At 69.7% G+C, this 14,960-nt stretch carries 11 protein-coding genes and 4 pseudogenes; 9 read left to right on the forward strand and 6 right to left on the reverse strand.

What is annotated here, in order from left to right:
* Positions 1 to 8: 8 nt before the first annotated feature.
* Positions 9 to 599 carry a hypothetical protein gene (locus ACIOC0_RS17965; RefSeq protein WP_402155913.1) on the reverse strand — a complete coding sequence of 197 codons (591 nt, stop codon included), beginning with the start codon at positions 597 to 599 and terminating at the stop codon, positions 9 to 11.
* A 17-nt stretch (positions 600 to 616) separates the two neighbouring features.
* Between ACIOC0_RS17965 and ACIOC0_RS17970 the strand changes: the two are divergent.
* A pseudogene (locus tag ACIOC0_RS17970) lies at positions 617 to 1,359 on the forward strand (IS5 family transposase).
* Between the two features lie 18 nt (positions 1,360 to 1,377).
* Here the strand turns inward: ACIOC0_RS17970 and ACIOC0_RS17975 are convergent.
* Positions 1,378 to 2,195 (reverse strand): annotated as a pseudogene (locus tag ACIOC0_RS17975) (IS5 family transposase).
* Positions 2,196 to 2,718: 523 nt separating this feature from the next.
* On the opposite strand from ACIOC0_RS17975, the gene ACIOC0_RS17980 reads away from it, so the two are divergent.
* Together ACIOC0_RS17980 and ACIOC0_RS17985 are read left to right on the forward strand one after the other, a co-directional pair.
* Positions 2,719 to 3,435: a hypothetical protein gene (locus ACIOC0_RS17980; protein ID WP_402155914.1), complete on the forward strand. Its 717-nt coding sequence runs from the start codon at positions 2,719 to 2,721 to the stop codon at positions 3,433 to 3,435.
* Between the two features lie 367 nt (positions 3,436 to 3,802).
* Positions 3,803 to 4,435, forward strand: coding sequence for a DUF2461 family protein (locus ACIOC0_RS17985; RefSeq protein ID WP_402155915.1), 633 nt, complete (start codon positions 3,803 to 3,805; stop codon positions 4,433 to 4,435).
* A gap of 571 nt (positions 4,436 to 5,006) precedes the next feature.
* Here ACIOC0_RS17985 and ACIOC0_RS17990 read toward each other — a convergent pair.
* The 4 genes from ACIOC0_RS17990 to ACIOC0_RS18005 form a co-directional block, all read right to left on the reverse strand.
* Positions 5,007 to 5,912: an NmrA family NAD(P)-binding protein gene (locus ACIOC0_RS17990; RefSeq protein ID WP_402155916.1), complete on the reverse strand. Its 906-nt coding sequence runs from the start codon at positions 5,910 to 5,912 to the stop codon at positions 5,007 to 5,009.
* A 370-nt stretch (positions 5,913 to 6,282) separates the two neighbouring features.
* Positions 6,283 to 7,095 carry an SDR family NAD(P)-dependent oxidoreductase gene (locus tag ACIOC0_RS17995; protein WP_402155972.1) on the reverse strand — a complete coding sequence of 271 codons (813 nt, stop codon included), beginning with the start codon at positions 7,093 to 7,095 and terminating at the stop codon, positions 6,283 to 6,285.
* Positions 7,096 to 7,344: 249 nt separating this feature from the next.
* A complete protein-coding gene (locus ACIOC0_RS18000; RefSeq protein ID WP_402155917.1) occupies positions 7,345 to 8,775 on the reverse strand; it encodes a coniferyl aldehyde dehydrogenase in 1,431 nt (476 codons plus the stop codon).
* An 11-nt stretch (positions 8,776 to 8,786) separates the two neighbouring features.
* Positions 8,787 to 9,614, reverse strand: coding sequence for an SDR family NAD(P)-dependent oxidoreductase (locus ACIOC0_RS18005; RefSeq protein ID WP_402155918.1), 828 nt, complete (start codon positions 9,612 to 9,614; stop codon positions 8,787 to 8,789).
* 73 nt (positions 9,615 to 9,687) lie between these two features.
* Here ACIOC0_RS18005 and ACIOC0_RS18010 point away from each other — a divergent pair, with 73 nt between their 5' ends.
* The 6 genes and pseudogenes from ACIOC0_RS18010 to ACIOC0_RS18035 all read left to right on the forward strand — a co-directional run bounded on the left by ACIOC0_RS18010 (position 9,688) and on the right by ACIOC0_RS18035 (position 14,947).
* Positions 9,688 to 10,272 (forward strand): TetR/AcrR family transcriptional regulator, encoded by a 585-nt coding sequence (locus ACIOC0_RS18010; RefSeq protein ID WP_402155919.1) that lies wholly within the window; start codon positions 9,688 to 9,690, stop codon positions 10,270 to 10,272.
* 868 nt (positions 10,273 to 11,140) lie between these two features.
* Positions 11,141 to 11,399, forward strand: a pseudogene (locus ACIOC0_RS18015) (helix-turn-helix transcriptional regulator).
* Between the two features lie 172 nt (positions 11,400 to 11,571).
* Positions 11,572 to 12,423 carry a DUF6083 domain-containing protein gene (locus ACIOC0_RS18020; protein ID WP_402155920.1) on the forward strand — a complete coding sequence of 284 codons (852 nt, stop codon included), beginning with the start codon at positions 11,572 to 11,574 and terminating at the stop codon, positions 12,421 to 12,423.
* Between the two features lie 2 nt (positions 12,424 to 12,425).
* The gene (locus ACIOC0_RS18025) at positions 12,426 to 12,902 is read left to right on the forward strand and encodes a hypothetical protein (protein ID WP_402155921.1); all 477 of its coding nucleotides are present in this window, start codon (positions 12,426 to 12,428) and stop codon (positions 12,900 to 12,902) included.
* Positions 12,899 to 14,379, forward strand: a pseudogene (locus ACIOC0_RS18030) (UvrD-helicase domain-containing protein). The gene ACIOC0_RS18025 and the pseudogene ACIOC0_RS18030 overlap by 4 nt, the downstream one beginning before the upstream one ends.
* A 166-nt stretch (positions 14,380 to 14,545) precedes the next feature.
* On the forward strand, positions 14,546 to 14,947 hold the full coding sequence (locus ACIOC0_RS18035; RefSeq protein ID WP_402155922.1) for a hypothetical protein: 402 nt from the start codon (positions 14,546 to 14,548) through the stop codon (positions 14,945 to 14,947).
* Positions 14,948 to 14,960 lie beyond the last annotated feature (13 nt).

A 14,960-nucleotide genomic window follows, 5' to 3' on the forward strand; every position in this document is an offset into this window, starting at 1 on the left:
GCTGGTAATCAGGAAGCGGCCGCCGTGGGCCCGGTCGAGCAGAGGGGCGATGTCCCGGCGATCGTTGACGTTGTCCAGCACCAGCAGCCAACCGTCGTGGTGGCCAGCCACTGCACGGCGCGCTCGGTCAGGTCTGCGGCGGGCAGCGCCTCTGCCGAGGCGGGTTGCAGTGCGCCGGCCAGGTCAGCGAGGTCCCGCTGGACGGAGGCGGCGCTGTCGGCGGTGATCCAACGGATGGGCGCACAGCCCGCTGCACGGGCGCGGCTGACCGCCCAGTGGGCGGCCAGGGCGCTCTTGCCGATGCCGCCGAGCCCGTGCACCGCCTGCACCACCACCGCACCGGGCTGCGAAAGGACGGTCGAGTTCGGCAGTGCGACCCACAAAGGCGCCCCACCGGGGAACGTCGTCCAGCCCGGGTAGGGCCTCCACCTCAGCGGGCGGCAGCAGAGCCTGGGGCGGCCGTAGAAGCCGCCGTCCGTCGCGATGGCGATGGAGTGCTGGCCCGGCGCCTCGGCGTGGAGATGCGGGGGCGGACCCTGGGCATGCCGCTGATCACGCGCGGGCTGCTCACGTCGGCGCTTGCGGAACAGAGGCGGCACCCCCGTCGGGCGTCGACGTGTCCAGCTCTGCCCTGCGCTTCCTGTCCACCAAGCTCCGCAAACACCGCCGGGAGCTCGGTAGTCGGTGGAGGCGCCTGACTCCGGGCCGGCAGGCTCTGCTCACACTCGCCCACCTCCGCAACGGCCACACCCCTACGCCCAGCTCGCGGCCGGGTTCGGTATCGGCACCACCACCGCCTACCGATACGTCGCCGAGGCTGTCGACCTCTTGGCCGCACTCGCCCCGACCCTCGAAGAGGCTGCCCGTACGGCATCGACCAAGGCGCTTGTACTGCCGGACGGCACCTTGCTGCCCATCGACCGGATCGCCGCGGACCGCCCTTTCTACTCCGGGAAGCACAAAAAGCACGGGATGAACGTGCAGGTTATGGCCGATCCGTCCGGTCGGCTGCTGTGGGCATCGCCAGCTCTTCCCGGCGCTGTCCACGACGTCCGGGCCGCCCGTGAACACGGCATCGTCGGCATGCTCACGGACGCCGGCATCACGTGTTGGGCGGATAAGGGATACCGAGGTGCCGGAGGCACAGTCCGCGTTCCGTACTGGGGACGCTGGGAGACACTCTCCGACGGTCAGAGGGCCGTCAACCAGTCCCACGCCAAGATCCGGGCCCTGGTCGAGCAGGCCGTCGCCACCCTCAAGTCCTGGCGACTCCTCCGCAAACTGCGGTGCTCGACCACCCGCATCACAAGCCTGGTCCAAGCCGTCCTGACCCTGCATCTGGCGAGCTCAGGCCGATGATGGAAATAGCTCAGTGTCCTACGTGGTGAGGCGGACGAGTCGTTTGTAGCAGCAGAGGGCGGCGGCGAGGCCGAGAAATGCCAGGTAGTTGCGGGGGTCGCGTTCGTAGCGGGGGCTGAGTCTGCGGTAGCCGGACAGCCAGGACATGGTGCGCTCGATCACCCACCTGCGGCGGCCCAACCGTTCGCTGAACTCGATTCCTTTGCGCGGGATCCGCACTCCGATGCGCTTGCCGCGTAACCATTTCCGCAGGTCGGCGCGGTCGTAGGCTTTGTCCGCGTGGAGGCGCTGGGGCTTGAAGTGGCGGCCGCGCTCGGGGTCGTGTCTCGTTTGGTGACCCTCGACCATGGGCTTCAGCCCTTCGCTGTCATGGGTGTTGCCGGACGAGACGCCGACGAGAAGGGGCAGTCCGTTCGCGTCCGACAGGACGTGCATCTTGGAACCCGGCTTGCCGCGGCCCACGGGGCTCGGACCTGTGTGTTCGCCCCTTTTTTAGCGCGGACATGGGCGGTGTCCAGGACGACGCGGGTGACATCGATGAGGCCGGCGTCATCAAGGCGGTGCAGCACGGCCTCGTGCAGCCGCCCCTAGACGCCGGCTCTCGACCAGATCAGGAACCGGCGGTGAGCCGTCGACTTCGATATGCCGAAACAGGGCGGCAGTTGACGCCAGGCGCAGCCGCTGACCAGGACGTAGATGATGGCCGCGAAGAGCGTCTCATCAGGCGTGTCCTGCGTTCCGCCGCCCTGCGGCCGCACTCGAGACGGCGGGATCAGCGGCTTCGCGATCTCCCACAGCCCGTCCGGAACAATCCAACTCCACGTACCCCGCCCCATACCGAGACCAACGACGCCTCACCACGTAGGACACGGTCTGAGCGCGGAAACTGCTGACCGGCCAACGAGGACCAGGGGCGCTGTGGTTCCCGGCCGTCATCTGCGTATTAGGGACCAACCCCCACAGCGTCGGTCCGGCCGAGTACGCGGCCCCGACCATGGATACCGTGACATCAGTGCTGGAACTCGGAAGGAGCGACGTGGACCGACGGAACTTCCTGTCCGCCTCAACCGGCGCCGCCCTGTCGTTCCTCGGCATGCCCGACTCGGACGCCGTCACCCGTCGCGTCCGCTCAGCCCCTGCAACGGCTGTCCGGGTCGGCCGCGGCGAGGTCGAGGCGATCAAAACCATGGTCAAGACCCTCGGCGACAGCGCCGCCGAGTACGGCGGCGGCCACGTCCGCCACCTTGCCGTGCGCTACCTGACCGAGAACGCCGGCCCCTGGCTGAACGGCCGATACACCGAGGCCACCGCCGCGACCTGTACGCCGCCACCAGCCAGCTCGCCCACGTCATCGGGTGGATGGCACAGGACGAAAGCGACGACAAACGGCACCAGACCCTCGCACGCCACTACTACGCCCACGCCTGGCGCCTCGCCGACGAGGCCGCAGAGCCCGAACTCGCCGCCACCGCACTGCGCGGCCTCACCGTGCAGGCCATCAACCAGGGCCACCGGCACCGCGCCGAGGCCATCGCTCTGGCAGAGATGACCATGAACTACGCCGGACGTCTCGACGACCCACGCGCGGTCTCCTACTACCAGTCGACGCACGCCGACGCCGCCGCACTCGACGGTGACCACCGCACCGCCCCCCGCGCCCTGAACGCCTCCCAGACACAGATCGAGCGCACAGCCAGCACACCCCCCGGGCAGTCCTGGGCATCCCACTTCACCATCGGACGTTGGGCCTACGAGTCCGGCATGACGCTGGCCAGGATGGGCGACCTGACCGCCGCTGCCGAACAGCTCGATCAGGCCCTCGACGAGTACGGCCTGGACCGCCGGCGCACCCGGGCCAGCGTGCTCGGACACCTCGGCGAGATCCGCTTTCGCCAGGGCGACTTCGACGGCGCGCTCAGCGCCTGGTCGGAATTCGTCGACTGCGCAGAGGGCGTGCAGTCCGTACGGGTCCGCGACGCCGCCGAGGACATGCAGGTCCGTCTGGGCCGCTTCCCCGGGGACGCAACAGCGCACGAACTCGCCGCCCGCGCGAGCAGTCTCCTGACGGCAGGCTGACAGGCATTCCACGTCCGTTGAGCAGGTCGCCCCCCTTCCCGCCAGGGTGGCGTTCCGGTCCCCGCAGCGCCGCGGGGCGCGCTCCTGGAAAACCGGCTCCGCCGCGCAGCGCAGCAGGCAGACGCGAAGGAAAGGCCGCCCCGCTCTCCGCCGCGGAAGCCGGACGACCACGTACGGCGGTCGACCCTGCGGTCAGCAGCGACGTTGCTGATCACCCGCCCAGCCTTTTCGTTCACCCCTGAAACTCAATCGACTCGCAGTCGATCCGCACTGCTGACACTGTCCCCGCCGCCACACCGGCTTCGATGCGGGTAAGAAGGTCGACGCTCTCCCCGCACGCGGATCACGCGCGAGCTATCATCCGCGCATGCGCGGACAGTTCACCGGCTGGCCGGAACAGGCCATGGACGTGTTGTGGCAGCTCCAAGGCGAACCGACCCACGCGACCCGCGAGCGCTACCGCGCGGACCGCGAACGCCTGGTCCGGCAGCCGATGATCGCCCTGCTCAACGAGGTCGCGGACACCGACCCCCGGTACGAGGACTTCTCCGTCTGGCACTACCGCACCAACTCCTGGTGGTGGCAGCACCAGGGCGCGGTGATCCGGCTCGGCCGCAAGATCGAGATCGGTCTCCGGTTCGACCTGGACGGCCTGCGCATCCAGGGCGCCTGGTGGTACCCCGATCCCGGCCAGGTCGACATGTTCCGCATAGCCGTGGCCTCCGAGGGGAGCGGCCGCGAACTGTCCGCCATCGTCGAGGACGTGCGCAACAAGGGCTACGACATCTCGGGGGACGTGATGAAACGCCCCCCGCGCGGCTATCCGACGGACCACTCCCGTACAGACCTGCTGCGCCACCGTTCGCTGATCGCCGCCCGTCCCCTCGGCTGTGAGGAGTGGCTGCACACTCCCGAAGCGGTCGACCGGGTCCTGTCGGCCGCCGCCGACCTGGACGCCCTACTGATGTGGCTGGTCCGCCACGTGAAGCGCGCCGCCTGACACCACGAAGGCGCCGCGCGGCACGGGAGGAACCACACCCCTGCCGCCGGACCCCAGCGCTCAGAAGGTGATACACACCTTCAGCGCCGACCGGTCGTCCATCGCCCGATAACCGTCCGGCGAGCCGAGAGGCGACCTGGTCGGTGAACTCCGCTGGTGACACGATGTGTTGGCAGGAGGGAACGGGGGAGTTTGTGCGCACGGACAGGCGACGGATCCAGACGGCGGTGCTCGGCGGGGCGGACTCGGATGAGCCGTTGATGCTGCCGATGGAAGCGATCGAGCTGGATGCATTCCGCCGTGTCGACGAGGACGACACTTTCTGGTGCGGGACTCTGCTCGGCGGCTGCGGCGGGCAGTTAACCACGAAGCTGTACACGGACCGGGCCTGTTCCCTGTCAAGTCCAGCGTGTTGAGCTAGTGGGGCGTCACTGTCCAGCAAATCTGGTGCTGGCCGTCGCCCAGGAGGGCGCTGCTGGATATCGGTATGCCGTTTGCCTTTCAGGCCCACCGTCGACGTGCCCGACCGCGATTTCGGTGATGCCCCCTTCACCTGGGATTCCTGCGGCAGTCAGCCGAGGTAGAAGTCCTTGCGGACGGCGACGAACTCCTCGACAGTCAGGGGCCGCTTCCCGGTGATGCGCTCGACGTCGATGGTCGCCCTGTCGTAACGGTTCGCGCGGTGCAGCTGCGCCATGGTCGCGATGTGCTGCTCGGTGTGCTGTGTCAGGCCCGCGTTCGCGAGTACCTCTGTACGCCACCATTGCAGGGGGACGTCCAGATAGGTCACCGTCCGGCCGAGCGCCTTGGAGAACTCCTGGGCTACTTCGGTCATGTCGAGCGCCCGCGGTCCGGTCAGCTCGTACACCTTCCCGGCGTGTTCCCCGGGATCGCGCAGGATGGTCGCGACCACCTGGGCGACGTCGTCGGCAGCGACTGGCGAGGTGCGTCCGGTCCCGAACGGCAGCGCCAGCGTGCCGTTCTCGCGGATCGACCGCGCCGCGAGGGCTGTGAACAGCGGATTGTCGAGGAACGTTGTCGGGCGCACGTGCACCACGGGCAGGCCCGACCAGTCCAGCACCTGCTCCGCCAGCCAGTGCAGCCGCTGCTGGTGGGATTCCGCGGTGCTGGTGGCGGTCATCTGCGACACCGTCATCTGCGACATGTCCACCAGCAGGTCGAGTTCGCCGTGCGCCTTGGCGACAGTGGCCATGACGGTCGCCGCCAGCAGGTGGTCCGGGGACACACTGAGCCCGAAGTACGTCCGGCGGACGCCGTCGAGCGCGGCCGCCACCGTTTCGGGCCGGGTCAGGTCCCCGGTGACGACCTCGGCGCCCCATGCCCGCACCTCGGCCGCGCGGTCGTCCTCGCGGCGGACCAGGACGCGGACCGGCACGTTCTGCGCGCGCAGCCGCTCGGTGACGAGGCGGCCCATGCCGCCGGCGCCGGTGACGAGGACAAGGTCGTGATCAGCCATCGGTGGCTTCCTTTCGGAGGTGTTCGCCCCGGCCAGGTTTTGGCCGTTGCACGGGCTGCAATGTTGGTGCTCGGCGTCCCGATCGGTCCTCGCCGAACGGCCGGCCGTGATTCTCATGCCGGATCGGCTCAGTGACGGGCACGGCGAGCCATGGGTAAGGGGATGGGCACCGTGCTCGCGCGGGCTGGTGCTCGTATGAAGATCGGTCGGCGTCGCCTGCGGTCAGATCGAGGTCGCGCCGCCGAAGCAGAAGTCGGGGCTCTCCACGGTCACCAGCACGGGCGGGAAGGGCGATGGACGATGTTCGGCGCCACCCGGAGGCCGTCGAGGGGGCGCTTGTCGATGTGGTGTGGCGGTGGCCCGGAGGGGGTCAGTGGTGGCCGGGTCGGCTCGAGCGCATCTGCCACTGGGTCATCGCGCCGAAGGCCAGAACGTTGGCTCGGCGGGTGGTGAAGCGCGAGGTCAGGGTCATCACCCAGTTGAAGGTGCCGGAGACGACGCTGGGCGGCGGGTTACGCCGGTCCAGCGTGCGCAGCGCGGTCGTGACCACCTGACTCGGCGTCTGCAGCCGGACACCGCGGGCCATGTCATCGGAGCCGGCCGCATCGAAGAACTCGGTGCGGGTCGGCCCCGGGGAGAGAGCGAGCACACGCAGCCCGGTCCCCCGCGATTCCTGCCACAGCGCCTCGGTGAAACTCAGCACGAACGCCTTGGTCGCCCCGTAGACGGCGGCGTTCGGCCACGGCTGGTACCCGAGGGAGCTGGCGACGTTGACCAGGACACCGGTCAGCTGGCCGATGAACGCCCTGGTGACATCGACCAGGCTGGCCACGTTCAGGTTGATCTCCTGCTGGACCCGTGCCGGGTCCTCCTGCCGGAACGGGCTGTGGGTGCCAAAACCGGCGTTGTTGACGAGACTGGTGACGGTGATCCCACGCCGGGCCACCTCCTTGGCCAGCGCTTCACCCGCGGCCGGCACGGTGAGGTCGAGCGGCACCACCGTGACGGTGACCTTGTGCTTCGCGGACAACTCATCGGCCAGGGCTTGCAGGCGGTCGGCGCGGCGGGCGACCAGCACGAGATTCGAGCCGCGCGCGGCGAACTGACGGGCGAACTCCGCGCCGAGTCCGGCACTCGCCCCGGTGATCAATGTGGTCTGGGTACGGTAGTCGATCTTCTTCATGGCGGTCAGGGACACGGCGCCCTCGCGGGCCCTCTTCCCCTACTCCTTTCAATCCTTGCGACGGTCAGCGACCGTCATCGCGTGCTCATCTGTTGCCCAGGCGGGCACGGAGCCCGCCTCGGCGATGGTCGTGACGTTTGAGGTGTCCCCGGTGACGAGAAAGGGGCCGGTCAGTCATCGGGGCCTCCTTGCGGAGGTGTGGGCCTCGGCCATGTCCTGGCCGCTGCCCGGGCGGTAGTGCTGCCTTCTTCACCGGAGCAGGAAGTTGAGGAGGGCTTCGGTGCGCTTGTTGAAGGGGGCGCGCAGCATGCGGGTGGCGTTGAAGCGGCCGTGTACGTGGATGCCCTTGGGGTGACTGAGCGTGCGGAATCCTTCGATGCCGTGGTACTTGCCCATGCCGCTGGCGCCGACGCCGCCGAAGGGGAGGTCGTCCTGGGCGACGTGCATGATGGTGCCGTTGACGGTGACGTTGCCGGAGGTCGTGCGGTCGAGGACCTTGCGCCGGTCGGGGCCGTTGTCGCCGAAGTAGTAGAGCGCGAGCGGCCGGGGCCGTGCGTTGACGTAGTCGATGGCGTCGCCGATGGCGCGGTACCCGAAGATCGGCAGGATGGGGCCGAAGATCTCCTCGTGGGCGATGCGCATGTCGTCGGTGACGCCGAGCACGACGGTCGGTGCGAGGGTGTGCGGACGGCGGGCCGCCTCTTCCGGCCGGTGTCCGACCTCGATGATCCGCGCCCCGTGGGCGCGGGCGTTCTCTATCAGGCCGGTGAGGATTTTGTACTGCTTGTCGTCGACGATCGACGTGTAGTCCTCGCCGGTCGGGCCGTCGGGGTAGGCGGTCTTCACCAGTCGGTCGTAGGCGGTGACGAACGCGTCGATCTCGGATTCGTGCACCAGGGCGTAGTCGGGGGCGATGCAGGTCTGCCCGCCGCTGAGAAGCTTGCCGAAGACGATGTCTGACACGGCCCGGTCGGTCACGTGTCCCTTGGCCACGATGGTCGGGGACTTGCCGCCCAGTTCCAGCGTGACGGGGACGAGGTGGTCGCTGGCCGCCTTCATCACGGCCCGTCCGACCTCGGAGCTACCGGTGAAGACGAGGTGGTCGAACGGCAGGGCGGAGAACGCGGAACCGTCGCCGCTGACCATCGTGACCTGCTCCGGCGGGAAGAGCTCGCCGAGCATCTGCGCGAGCAGCGCGTTCGTCGCCGGGGTCAGCTTCGACGGCTTGAGCATCACACGGTTGCCGGCCGCGATCGCGGTGACCACGGGCATCAGCGACAGGTTGACCGGGTAGTTCCACGGCGAGATGACGCCGACCACGCCGAGCGGCTGGTATTCGATGCGATTGCTGCCGAAACGCAGCAGCAGCTCGATGTGACGGCGGGTCGGGCGCATGAACCGGCGAAGGTTGCGCTGCAGGTAGTCGATGCCCTGCACGACGCCCACGACTTCCATCAGTGCGGTCTCGTGTCGCGAGCGGTGTCCGAAGTCGGTGTTGATCGCCTCCTCGATGTCGCCGCGCCGGGCGATCAGCGCCGCCTTGAACCTGGCCAGATCGCTGCGCCGGGCCTGCAGGGAGGGCGCTCCGTCGCGGAGGTAGGCGGCGCGCTGAGTCTGGAGGATGTGGTGGAAGCGCTCCGCGTCGGTGGGCTGCGCGGTGATGTCGGTTCTGCTGTTCATGATCGTGTTCCTCAGCTGTGGGCATGGGTAAGGGCGACGGGGTGCTGGGGGCGCTGGCGGCGTTCCATCCAGCCCATGAGCCGGACCATCGAGCGGCGCGACAGGAGCCTTCCGAGGAGAGCGACTGACCGGCCGTTGGTGATCACCGACGGGGGCACGGACCGACGGTCGAGCGTGTCGAGGGCGATCTTCACGACCTGCTCGGGGGTGGCCCGCTTCGTGCCGTAGTCGGCGGAGCTGCCGGCTACGTCGTAGAACTCGGTCCGGGTGGCGCCGGGGCACACGGCCAGGACGCGCAGGCCGGTGCCGCGGGTCTCCTCCCACAGCGATTCGGTGAAGTTGAGGACGAATGCCTTGGTGGCGCCGTAGGCGCTCATGTAGGGAGTCGGCTGGAAGCCCAGCAGGCTCGCGACGTTGATCAGGACGCCGGTGTCGGCGGAGGACAGCGGGCCGATGTAGGCGCGGCTGAGGTCGACCAGCGCGCTGACGTTCAGCGCGATCATGCTCTGCAGGCGGTCGGGATCCTCGTCGGTGAACGCGTCGTGGGTGCCGAAGCCGGCGTTGTTGACCAGTCCGGTGGCGTAGATGCCGCGGGACTCGAGTTCGGCGCGCAGCGTGCGGCCGGCGTCGGGCCGGCCGAGGTCGCGGGCGACGGCGGTCACTGTGACGCCGTGGGCGCGGGTGAGGTCGGCGGCCAGGCTCTCAAGCCGGTCCGCCCGGCGGGCCACCAGCACAAGGTTGGCGCCGCGGCGGGCCAGCTGGCGGGCGAATTCGGCGCCGAGGCCGGAGCTGGCGCCGGTGACGATGACGGTCTGTCGGCGGTAGTCGATGTCGCTCATGACATTCACTCTACGCACGCTTTTGCACTGAGTGCAAGGAACTGCATCGTGTGAGACGACGTACCATCAGTGCATGGCTCAGAAACCTATTCGGGAACAGACCCGCTCCGTGGTCCGATCACTGCTGGCCCGGACCGCCATCGAGCTGTTCGCCGCCAAGGGCTACGACGACACGACCCTCGATGAGGTCGCCGCCGCCGCTGGCGTCTCCCGGCGGACCCTGTTCAACTACTTCCGCAACAAGGAGGACCTCGCGCTCAGCGGCCTGGACGAACAGGGCGAACTGATCGCCGCGCACCTCGCCGAGCGCCCGGCCGACGAGGACGCCTGGACGGCGCTGCGCGCGGCGTTCCAGGTGCTCGAGGAGATCGACATGACAGCCGAAGGGCGCCTGGAGTTCATCACGCTGCTGTTCGGCAACGATTCCCTACGCGCCGGACACGCCGAGAAGCAAGCCCGCTGGCAAGACCTGTTCGCACCGCTGATCGAGCCGCGACTGCCCGACTCCGACCGCCGCACCCTGCAAGCCCGCGCGATCGCAGCCGCAGCGATCGTCTGCCTGCAGGCAGCCAACGAGGAATGGGTACGCCTGGGCGGACAGGCCGAGATGTTCGACCTCTACGACACCGCCGTACAGGCCATCCGCCGCCCCACCTGAAACCGGCCGCATCCAGCTCCACCGCGCTCGTCGGCGTGGGAACCAGGGCCCTAACCGTCTAACCCGCGCCAGCAGGACCGAACGATCCGGCCACCGTAGGCCGCGCAGCCAGATGTCAGCCCTGGGCGGGTAGCCGCAGCGGCCGGTAGCCGTCGGCATCGAGCGTGGCCGGCTCGCCGTCAATGTCCACCGTGTGGCTGCCGTAAAACGAGCTGGGCCTCCGGGGGCCGGCTCGTGCCGGTGGAGTTTCCGCGTCGTCGACCTGTAGCCCGCCGAGCGGGCCGCGCTCGACTAGGGGTGGCAGGGCCCGCCGCGAGTAGGAGAGAACCGGGTCAGCGCGCTCGCAGGGTGTCGAAGCCGAGCGGCAGGAGGCTTACCACGCGCGCAGGAACTCAGTGGCTCGAGTCCGGGTGCGGTTGCGTTGGCAGCGCTCGGACCGGGGATGTGGGCTGAGGCAGGGCGTGGAGCAACTGCCGGTTGTGCGCGGTCAGTTGGTTGACAGCGCGGACGAGGTGCTCGACGTCGGTCCGCAGCTGGGCCAGTTCGGTGGCGTCCTTGGCGCGGAGTTCCTTCAGTTTGACGATCTGCTGGCGCAGGCGGATCTCGGAGTGCGGCGTCTGTCCGTGTGCCGTGACCTGCGCGTAGAAGTTAACGCTCGGAGGGGGGTTTGTTGGTGTACCGGGCGCTTGCTGGCCTGGGATGTTGTGGGTTCGCTGAGAGGCCGGATGTGTGGTTCGGGTGGGGTGGGCAGCGGGCGTGAGCTGGTCTTATGTGTTCTGCGCGGAGCGTGGCTGGGTGGGTTTTTACCTAGCAAATAGTGCAGAGGTCTGCACTGACAGGGCAGGGTTCTGCACCGTCGGATGGTGGGGTGACGATCTTGCCGCCCGACCCCGACCTCGCCGCGCGTGACACTCGCGCGCCTGAGGGTCGAGCGCAACTGGACCTTCGACGAACTCGCCCGCCGCAGCGGTCTGGCCCGGCGCACCCTCATCGACCTGGAACACGGCCGCACCACCGGCAGCGTCACCACCTGGCACGCCCTCGCCCACGCCCTCGGCGTCCCCATCGACGAGCTCCTCGGCTCCCTGTGCGCAGACCACACCCCACCCGGCACGCCGCAACCGTGAACCGCCCGTCAGGCACCTCCGTCACCCCGGTGCGATACCACCTGAACAGGCGACCCGTCCTCGATCACAGGTTCGTCCACTCGTGCGGGCGTTCCCCGGGATTGCGCCATCCGTAGGACACCGTGAGGAGCTGTCACGGCGCGGCGGTGCGCTGCCTGGCACCTTCACCGCCATGTGCCCCAACTCCGCCTCCACCGCATGCCGCTGGGACGGCAGCCCCCGCGACACCCGGACCCGACGCCCGCTGCGCGTGGCCGCCACCAGCCCCAGCCGCCTGTTGCGCACCGGCCAGAGCAGCCGCTGCCGCGCGTGCGGCAACCCCATCGACTTCTACCAGCGCGCAGACCAGCGCCCCATCGCCCTGCACCCCGCCGAACTGGCTGCTGCCCGCGTCCCCGTTTCCTGCCGCTGGCACCTGAGCTGCGGCATCGCCCATCCGCACGGTGACGGCAGCGCCTGGTGCCGCATTCCGCACGCCGTGCTCTGCCCGGCTCGCATCCCGACGCTCCGCTTGACCTCCCACGTCGAGGAGGTGCGCCGCCGACTCGGCGTCCGATCCCGCCGTCTGATCGACTCAGGTGTTTTCGCCCCGGCCGCGCCGCCTCCGCCCGAGCCGGACGCCGGTAGCGCCCGGCCTGCCCGTCCCGTCGTGCAGCTGCTGCTGGGTCGTTATCTCGCCGATCGGGCGGTAGAGGACATCCGGTGTGTGGCCCAGACCCGGCACCGCCGCCGCTGTCCGCTGCCCGTACTGGCTCCCGGCGCCCCCACAGGGGTCTGGAAGCTCCTGCCCGCCGGTCCCCAGCGCGGCCAACTCGCCCTGCCCGCCGGGACGATGGCCGTCTATGACCTCAGCCGCCTGCCGTACGGGGAGCAGGTGCGCTGGCGTACCCAGCGCTGCCCCGCCCACGCCGCCGCGCCGAACGCCGCCGACCTTGCCCTGGCCGGATGGCAGGTCTTCGACCCCCTCTTGCACGCAGCCCACATCCGCACCCGTCTTCCGCACGGCCCCGGCGGCCAGGTGTGACGATGGCGCACCACGCCCTGGAAATCACCCTGACCCGGCCCCTCATCGCGGCCGAGCTCCACCAGGCCGCCCGCACGATGCCGCTCGCCCCCAACCGCGACGCCACCCGGCTCATGACCGTCGTACGCGCCAAGACCCCGGGAAAAGCCCTCACCCGACTGCGCCGCCAGATCGGCACACGGCTGCCCGTCGACGTCATCACCACGCACTACCCCGACCGAAGCGGCAAGGTCCTCCTCAACGTCGCCTTCGCGCCCGCCGCACACACCGCGCTCAGGGCGGCGGCCGACCGAGCAGCACAAACACCCCAGCGCTTCCTGGAGCTGGCCGTTCACCGGGCCCTGGCCCAGCACGCCGACGCGGAGGTCGACCGCCTCGAACGAGCTCTGCAGCACCTGCTCGCCCACACCGCCCCAGCCCATCTCCTCACGGCCGTCGGGCACGCCTTGACCCGCACCTCCGGAGCCGCGCCGTGCTGAACCCGACCGACGAACAGGCCGCCGCGGCCGACGCCTTCCACGCCGGCGAACACCTCGCCCTGCAGGCCGGCGCGGGCACCGGCAAGACCACCACCCTGACCCAGCTCGCCCACGCCACCCAGCGCCGCGGCCGCTACCTCGCCTACAACCGGGCCATCGCCCAGGACGCCACCAGGCGCTTCCCCAAGAGCGTCCTGTGCAAGACCGCCCACGCCCTGGCCTACGCCGCCGTCGGCCACCGCTACGCCAGCCGCCTGGGCGCCCCCCGCCGCCCCGCCTGGCAGACCGGCCAAGCCCTCGGCATCACCAAAGCCATCCGTGTCGGCGATCGCGACCTGTCCCAGAAGACCCTCTCCTATGCCACCCTGCGCACCGTGGCCCGCTTCTGCCACACCGCCGATGCGACGATCACCCGCCACCACGTCCCCCAGCTGCGCGGCCTGGAAGAGCCCAGCCTGCACGTACAACTCGCCGCCCACCTCGTCCCGTTCGCCCGCAAGGCATGGCTGGATCTGCAGCACCCCGACGACGGCGCCGTCCGCTTCGACCACGACCACTACCTCAAGATCTGGGCCCTTGCCCAGCCGAAGATCGACGCCGACTTCCTGCTCCTGGACGAGGCCCAGGACACCAACCCCGTCGTCGAGAAGATCTTCCTCGCCCAACGCGACCACGCCCAGCTGGTCATGGTCGGCGGCTCCGCCCAGGCCATCTACCACTGGCGCGGCGCCAAAGACGTCATGGCCGGCTTCGACGGCACCCAGCTCGCCCTGTCCCGCTCCTTCCGCTTCGGCCCCCGCCTCGCCGAGGAAGCCAACCGCTGGCTGCACCTGGCCGACGCCCCCATCCGTCTCACCGGCGCCGACACCGTGCCCACCGAACTCGGCCCCGTCACCCGGCCCGACGCGGTCCTGTGCCGTACCAACGTCGGTGCCATGGCCCAGGTCATGGAGCTGCTGTCCGACGGACACCGGGTCGCGCTGGCCGGGGGAGGAGACAGCCTGCGCGCTCTGGCCCTGGCAGCCCGCGACCTCAAAGAAGGACGCCGCACCACCCACCCCGAACTGGTGCTGTTCACCACCTGGGGCGATCTGCAGGACTAAACGCCGCCTACGACCCCGCCGGTCGTGATCTGCAACCCCTGGTCGACCTGGTCGACACCCACGGCGCGGACGCCATCCTGGCCGCCGTGGCGCATCTCGCGCCCGAAGACCAGGCCGAGGTGACCGTCTCCACCGCGCACAAGGCCAAAGGCCGGGAATGGGCACAGGTGAAGATCGCCGACGACTTCGCCCCACCCTCCGACGGGCCGCCGCACGACACGGGGCAGGCAGCCGTCCGCCGGATCGACGACAAGGAGGCCTGCTTGGCCTACGTAGCCGTCACCCGTACCCGGCGCCGCCTCGACATCGGCGGCCTGTCCTGGATCAACGAGCATCCGGAAGGAGCATCGGCCGGTCCTCAGCCACCGCGGTGATGCCCAGGGCGGTTCCTGGCGTTCGGAGCCTCCGGGGAAGATGCACGGAGAGCAGCGGTACGGAACGCAAGGGGCGGGCGGCTGCCTCTGTCGGTGACGGCGCATGCGAGAAGTCCTCAATGGCCGCCCGCTGTCCACAGGAGGCCCCCGGCAGGCTTCTTGAGCCATGGACATCAGCTCGCCGGGCATCGCCCGGAACAACAAGAAGACGCCGCGCTGCGAACGCCACGACGTCCTCCTCCAGCTGGAGGAGCGCACCGAGTTCGCGGCCCGGTTTCCGGCCGGCCACCAGGCGCAGATGGCGTTCCTCCTGGCCCGCTACGCCGGCAACGCCTCCTTGGTCGCCGCGCTCTTGGGCACTGGAGTGCGTACGGTGCGCCGCCACTGCCGTGGGTGGCCGCCACCGCCCGGGCTCCGGCTGCGCCGGGCCCTGCGCCGCCGTGTCGTGGACCTCGTGTGCCCGCGGTGCTTGTCCGATCGTGCGGTGGAAGAGGCGCGCCAGGCGAATCGGGAAGCCCGGCGCGCGGCCCGACGGCTTCCGCGACATCGGAGCGGCATGGATCGCTGACACACCGCGTGCC

It is taken from the genome of Streptomyces sp. NPDC088254 (assembly GCF_044740925.1).
Lineage (GTDB): Bacteria > Actinomycetota > Actinomycetes > Streptomycetales > Streptomycetaceae > Streptomyces.

Bases quoted from the DNA above. Each gene is read 5' to 3' on its own strand.
- ACIOC0_RS17980 (WP_402155914.1), top strand. From the start codon at position 2,719: ATGGCACAGGACGAAAGCGACGACAAACGGCACCAGACCCTCGCACGC.
- ACIOC0_RS18000 (WP_402155917.1), bottom strand. From the start codon at position 8,775: ATGAACAGCAGAACCGACATCACCGCGCAGCCCACCGACGCGGAGCGC.
- ACIOC0_RS18025 (WP_402155921.1), top strand. From the start codon at position 12,426: ATGGCGCACCACGCCCTGGAAATCACCCTGACCCGGCCCCTCATCGCG.
- ACIOC0_RS18010 (WP_402155919.1), top strand. From the start codon at position 9,688: ATGGCTCAGAAACCTATTCGGGAACAGACCCGCTCCGTGGTCCGATCA.
- ACIOC0_RS17995 (WP_402155972.1), bottom strand. From the start codon at position 7,095: ATGAAGAAGATCGACTACCGTACCCAGACCACATTGATCACCGGGGCG.
- ACIOC0_RS18005 (WP_402155918.1), bottom strand. From the start codon at position 9,614: ATGAGCGACATCGACTACCGCCGACAGACCGTCATCGTCACCGGCGCC.
- ACIOC0_RS17990 (WP_402155916.1), bottom strand. From the start codon at position 5,912: ATGGCTGATCACGACCTTGTCCTCGTCACCGGCGCCGGCGGCATGGGC.
- ACIOC0_RS18020 (WP_402155920.1), top strand. From the start codon at position 11,572: ATGTGCCCCAACTCCGCCTCCACCGCATGCCGCTGGGACGGCAGCCCC.
- ACIOC0_RS17985 (WP_402155915.1), top strand. From the start codon at position 3,803: ATGCGCGGACAGTTCACCGGCTGGCCGGAACAGGCCATGGACGTGTTG.
- ACIOC0_RS18035 (WP_402155922.1), top strand. From the start codon at position 14,546: ATGGACATCAGCTCGCCGGGCATCGCCCGGAACAACAAGAAGACGCCG.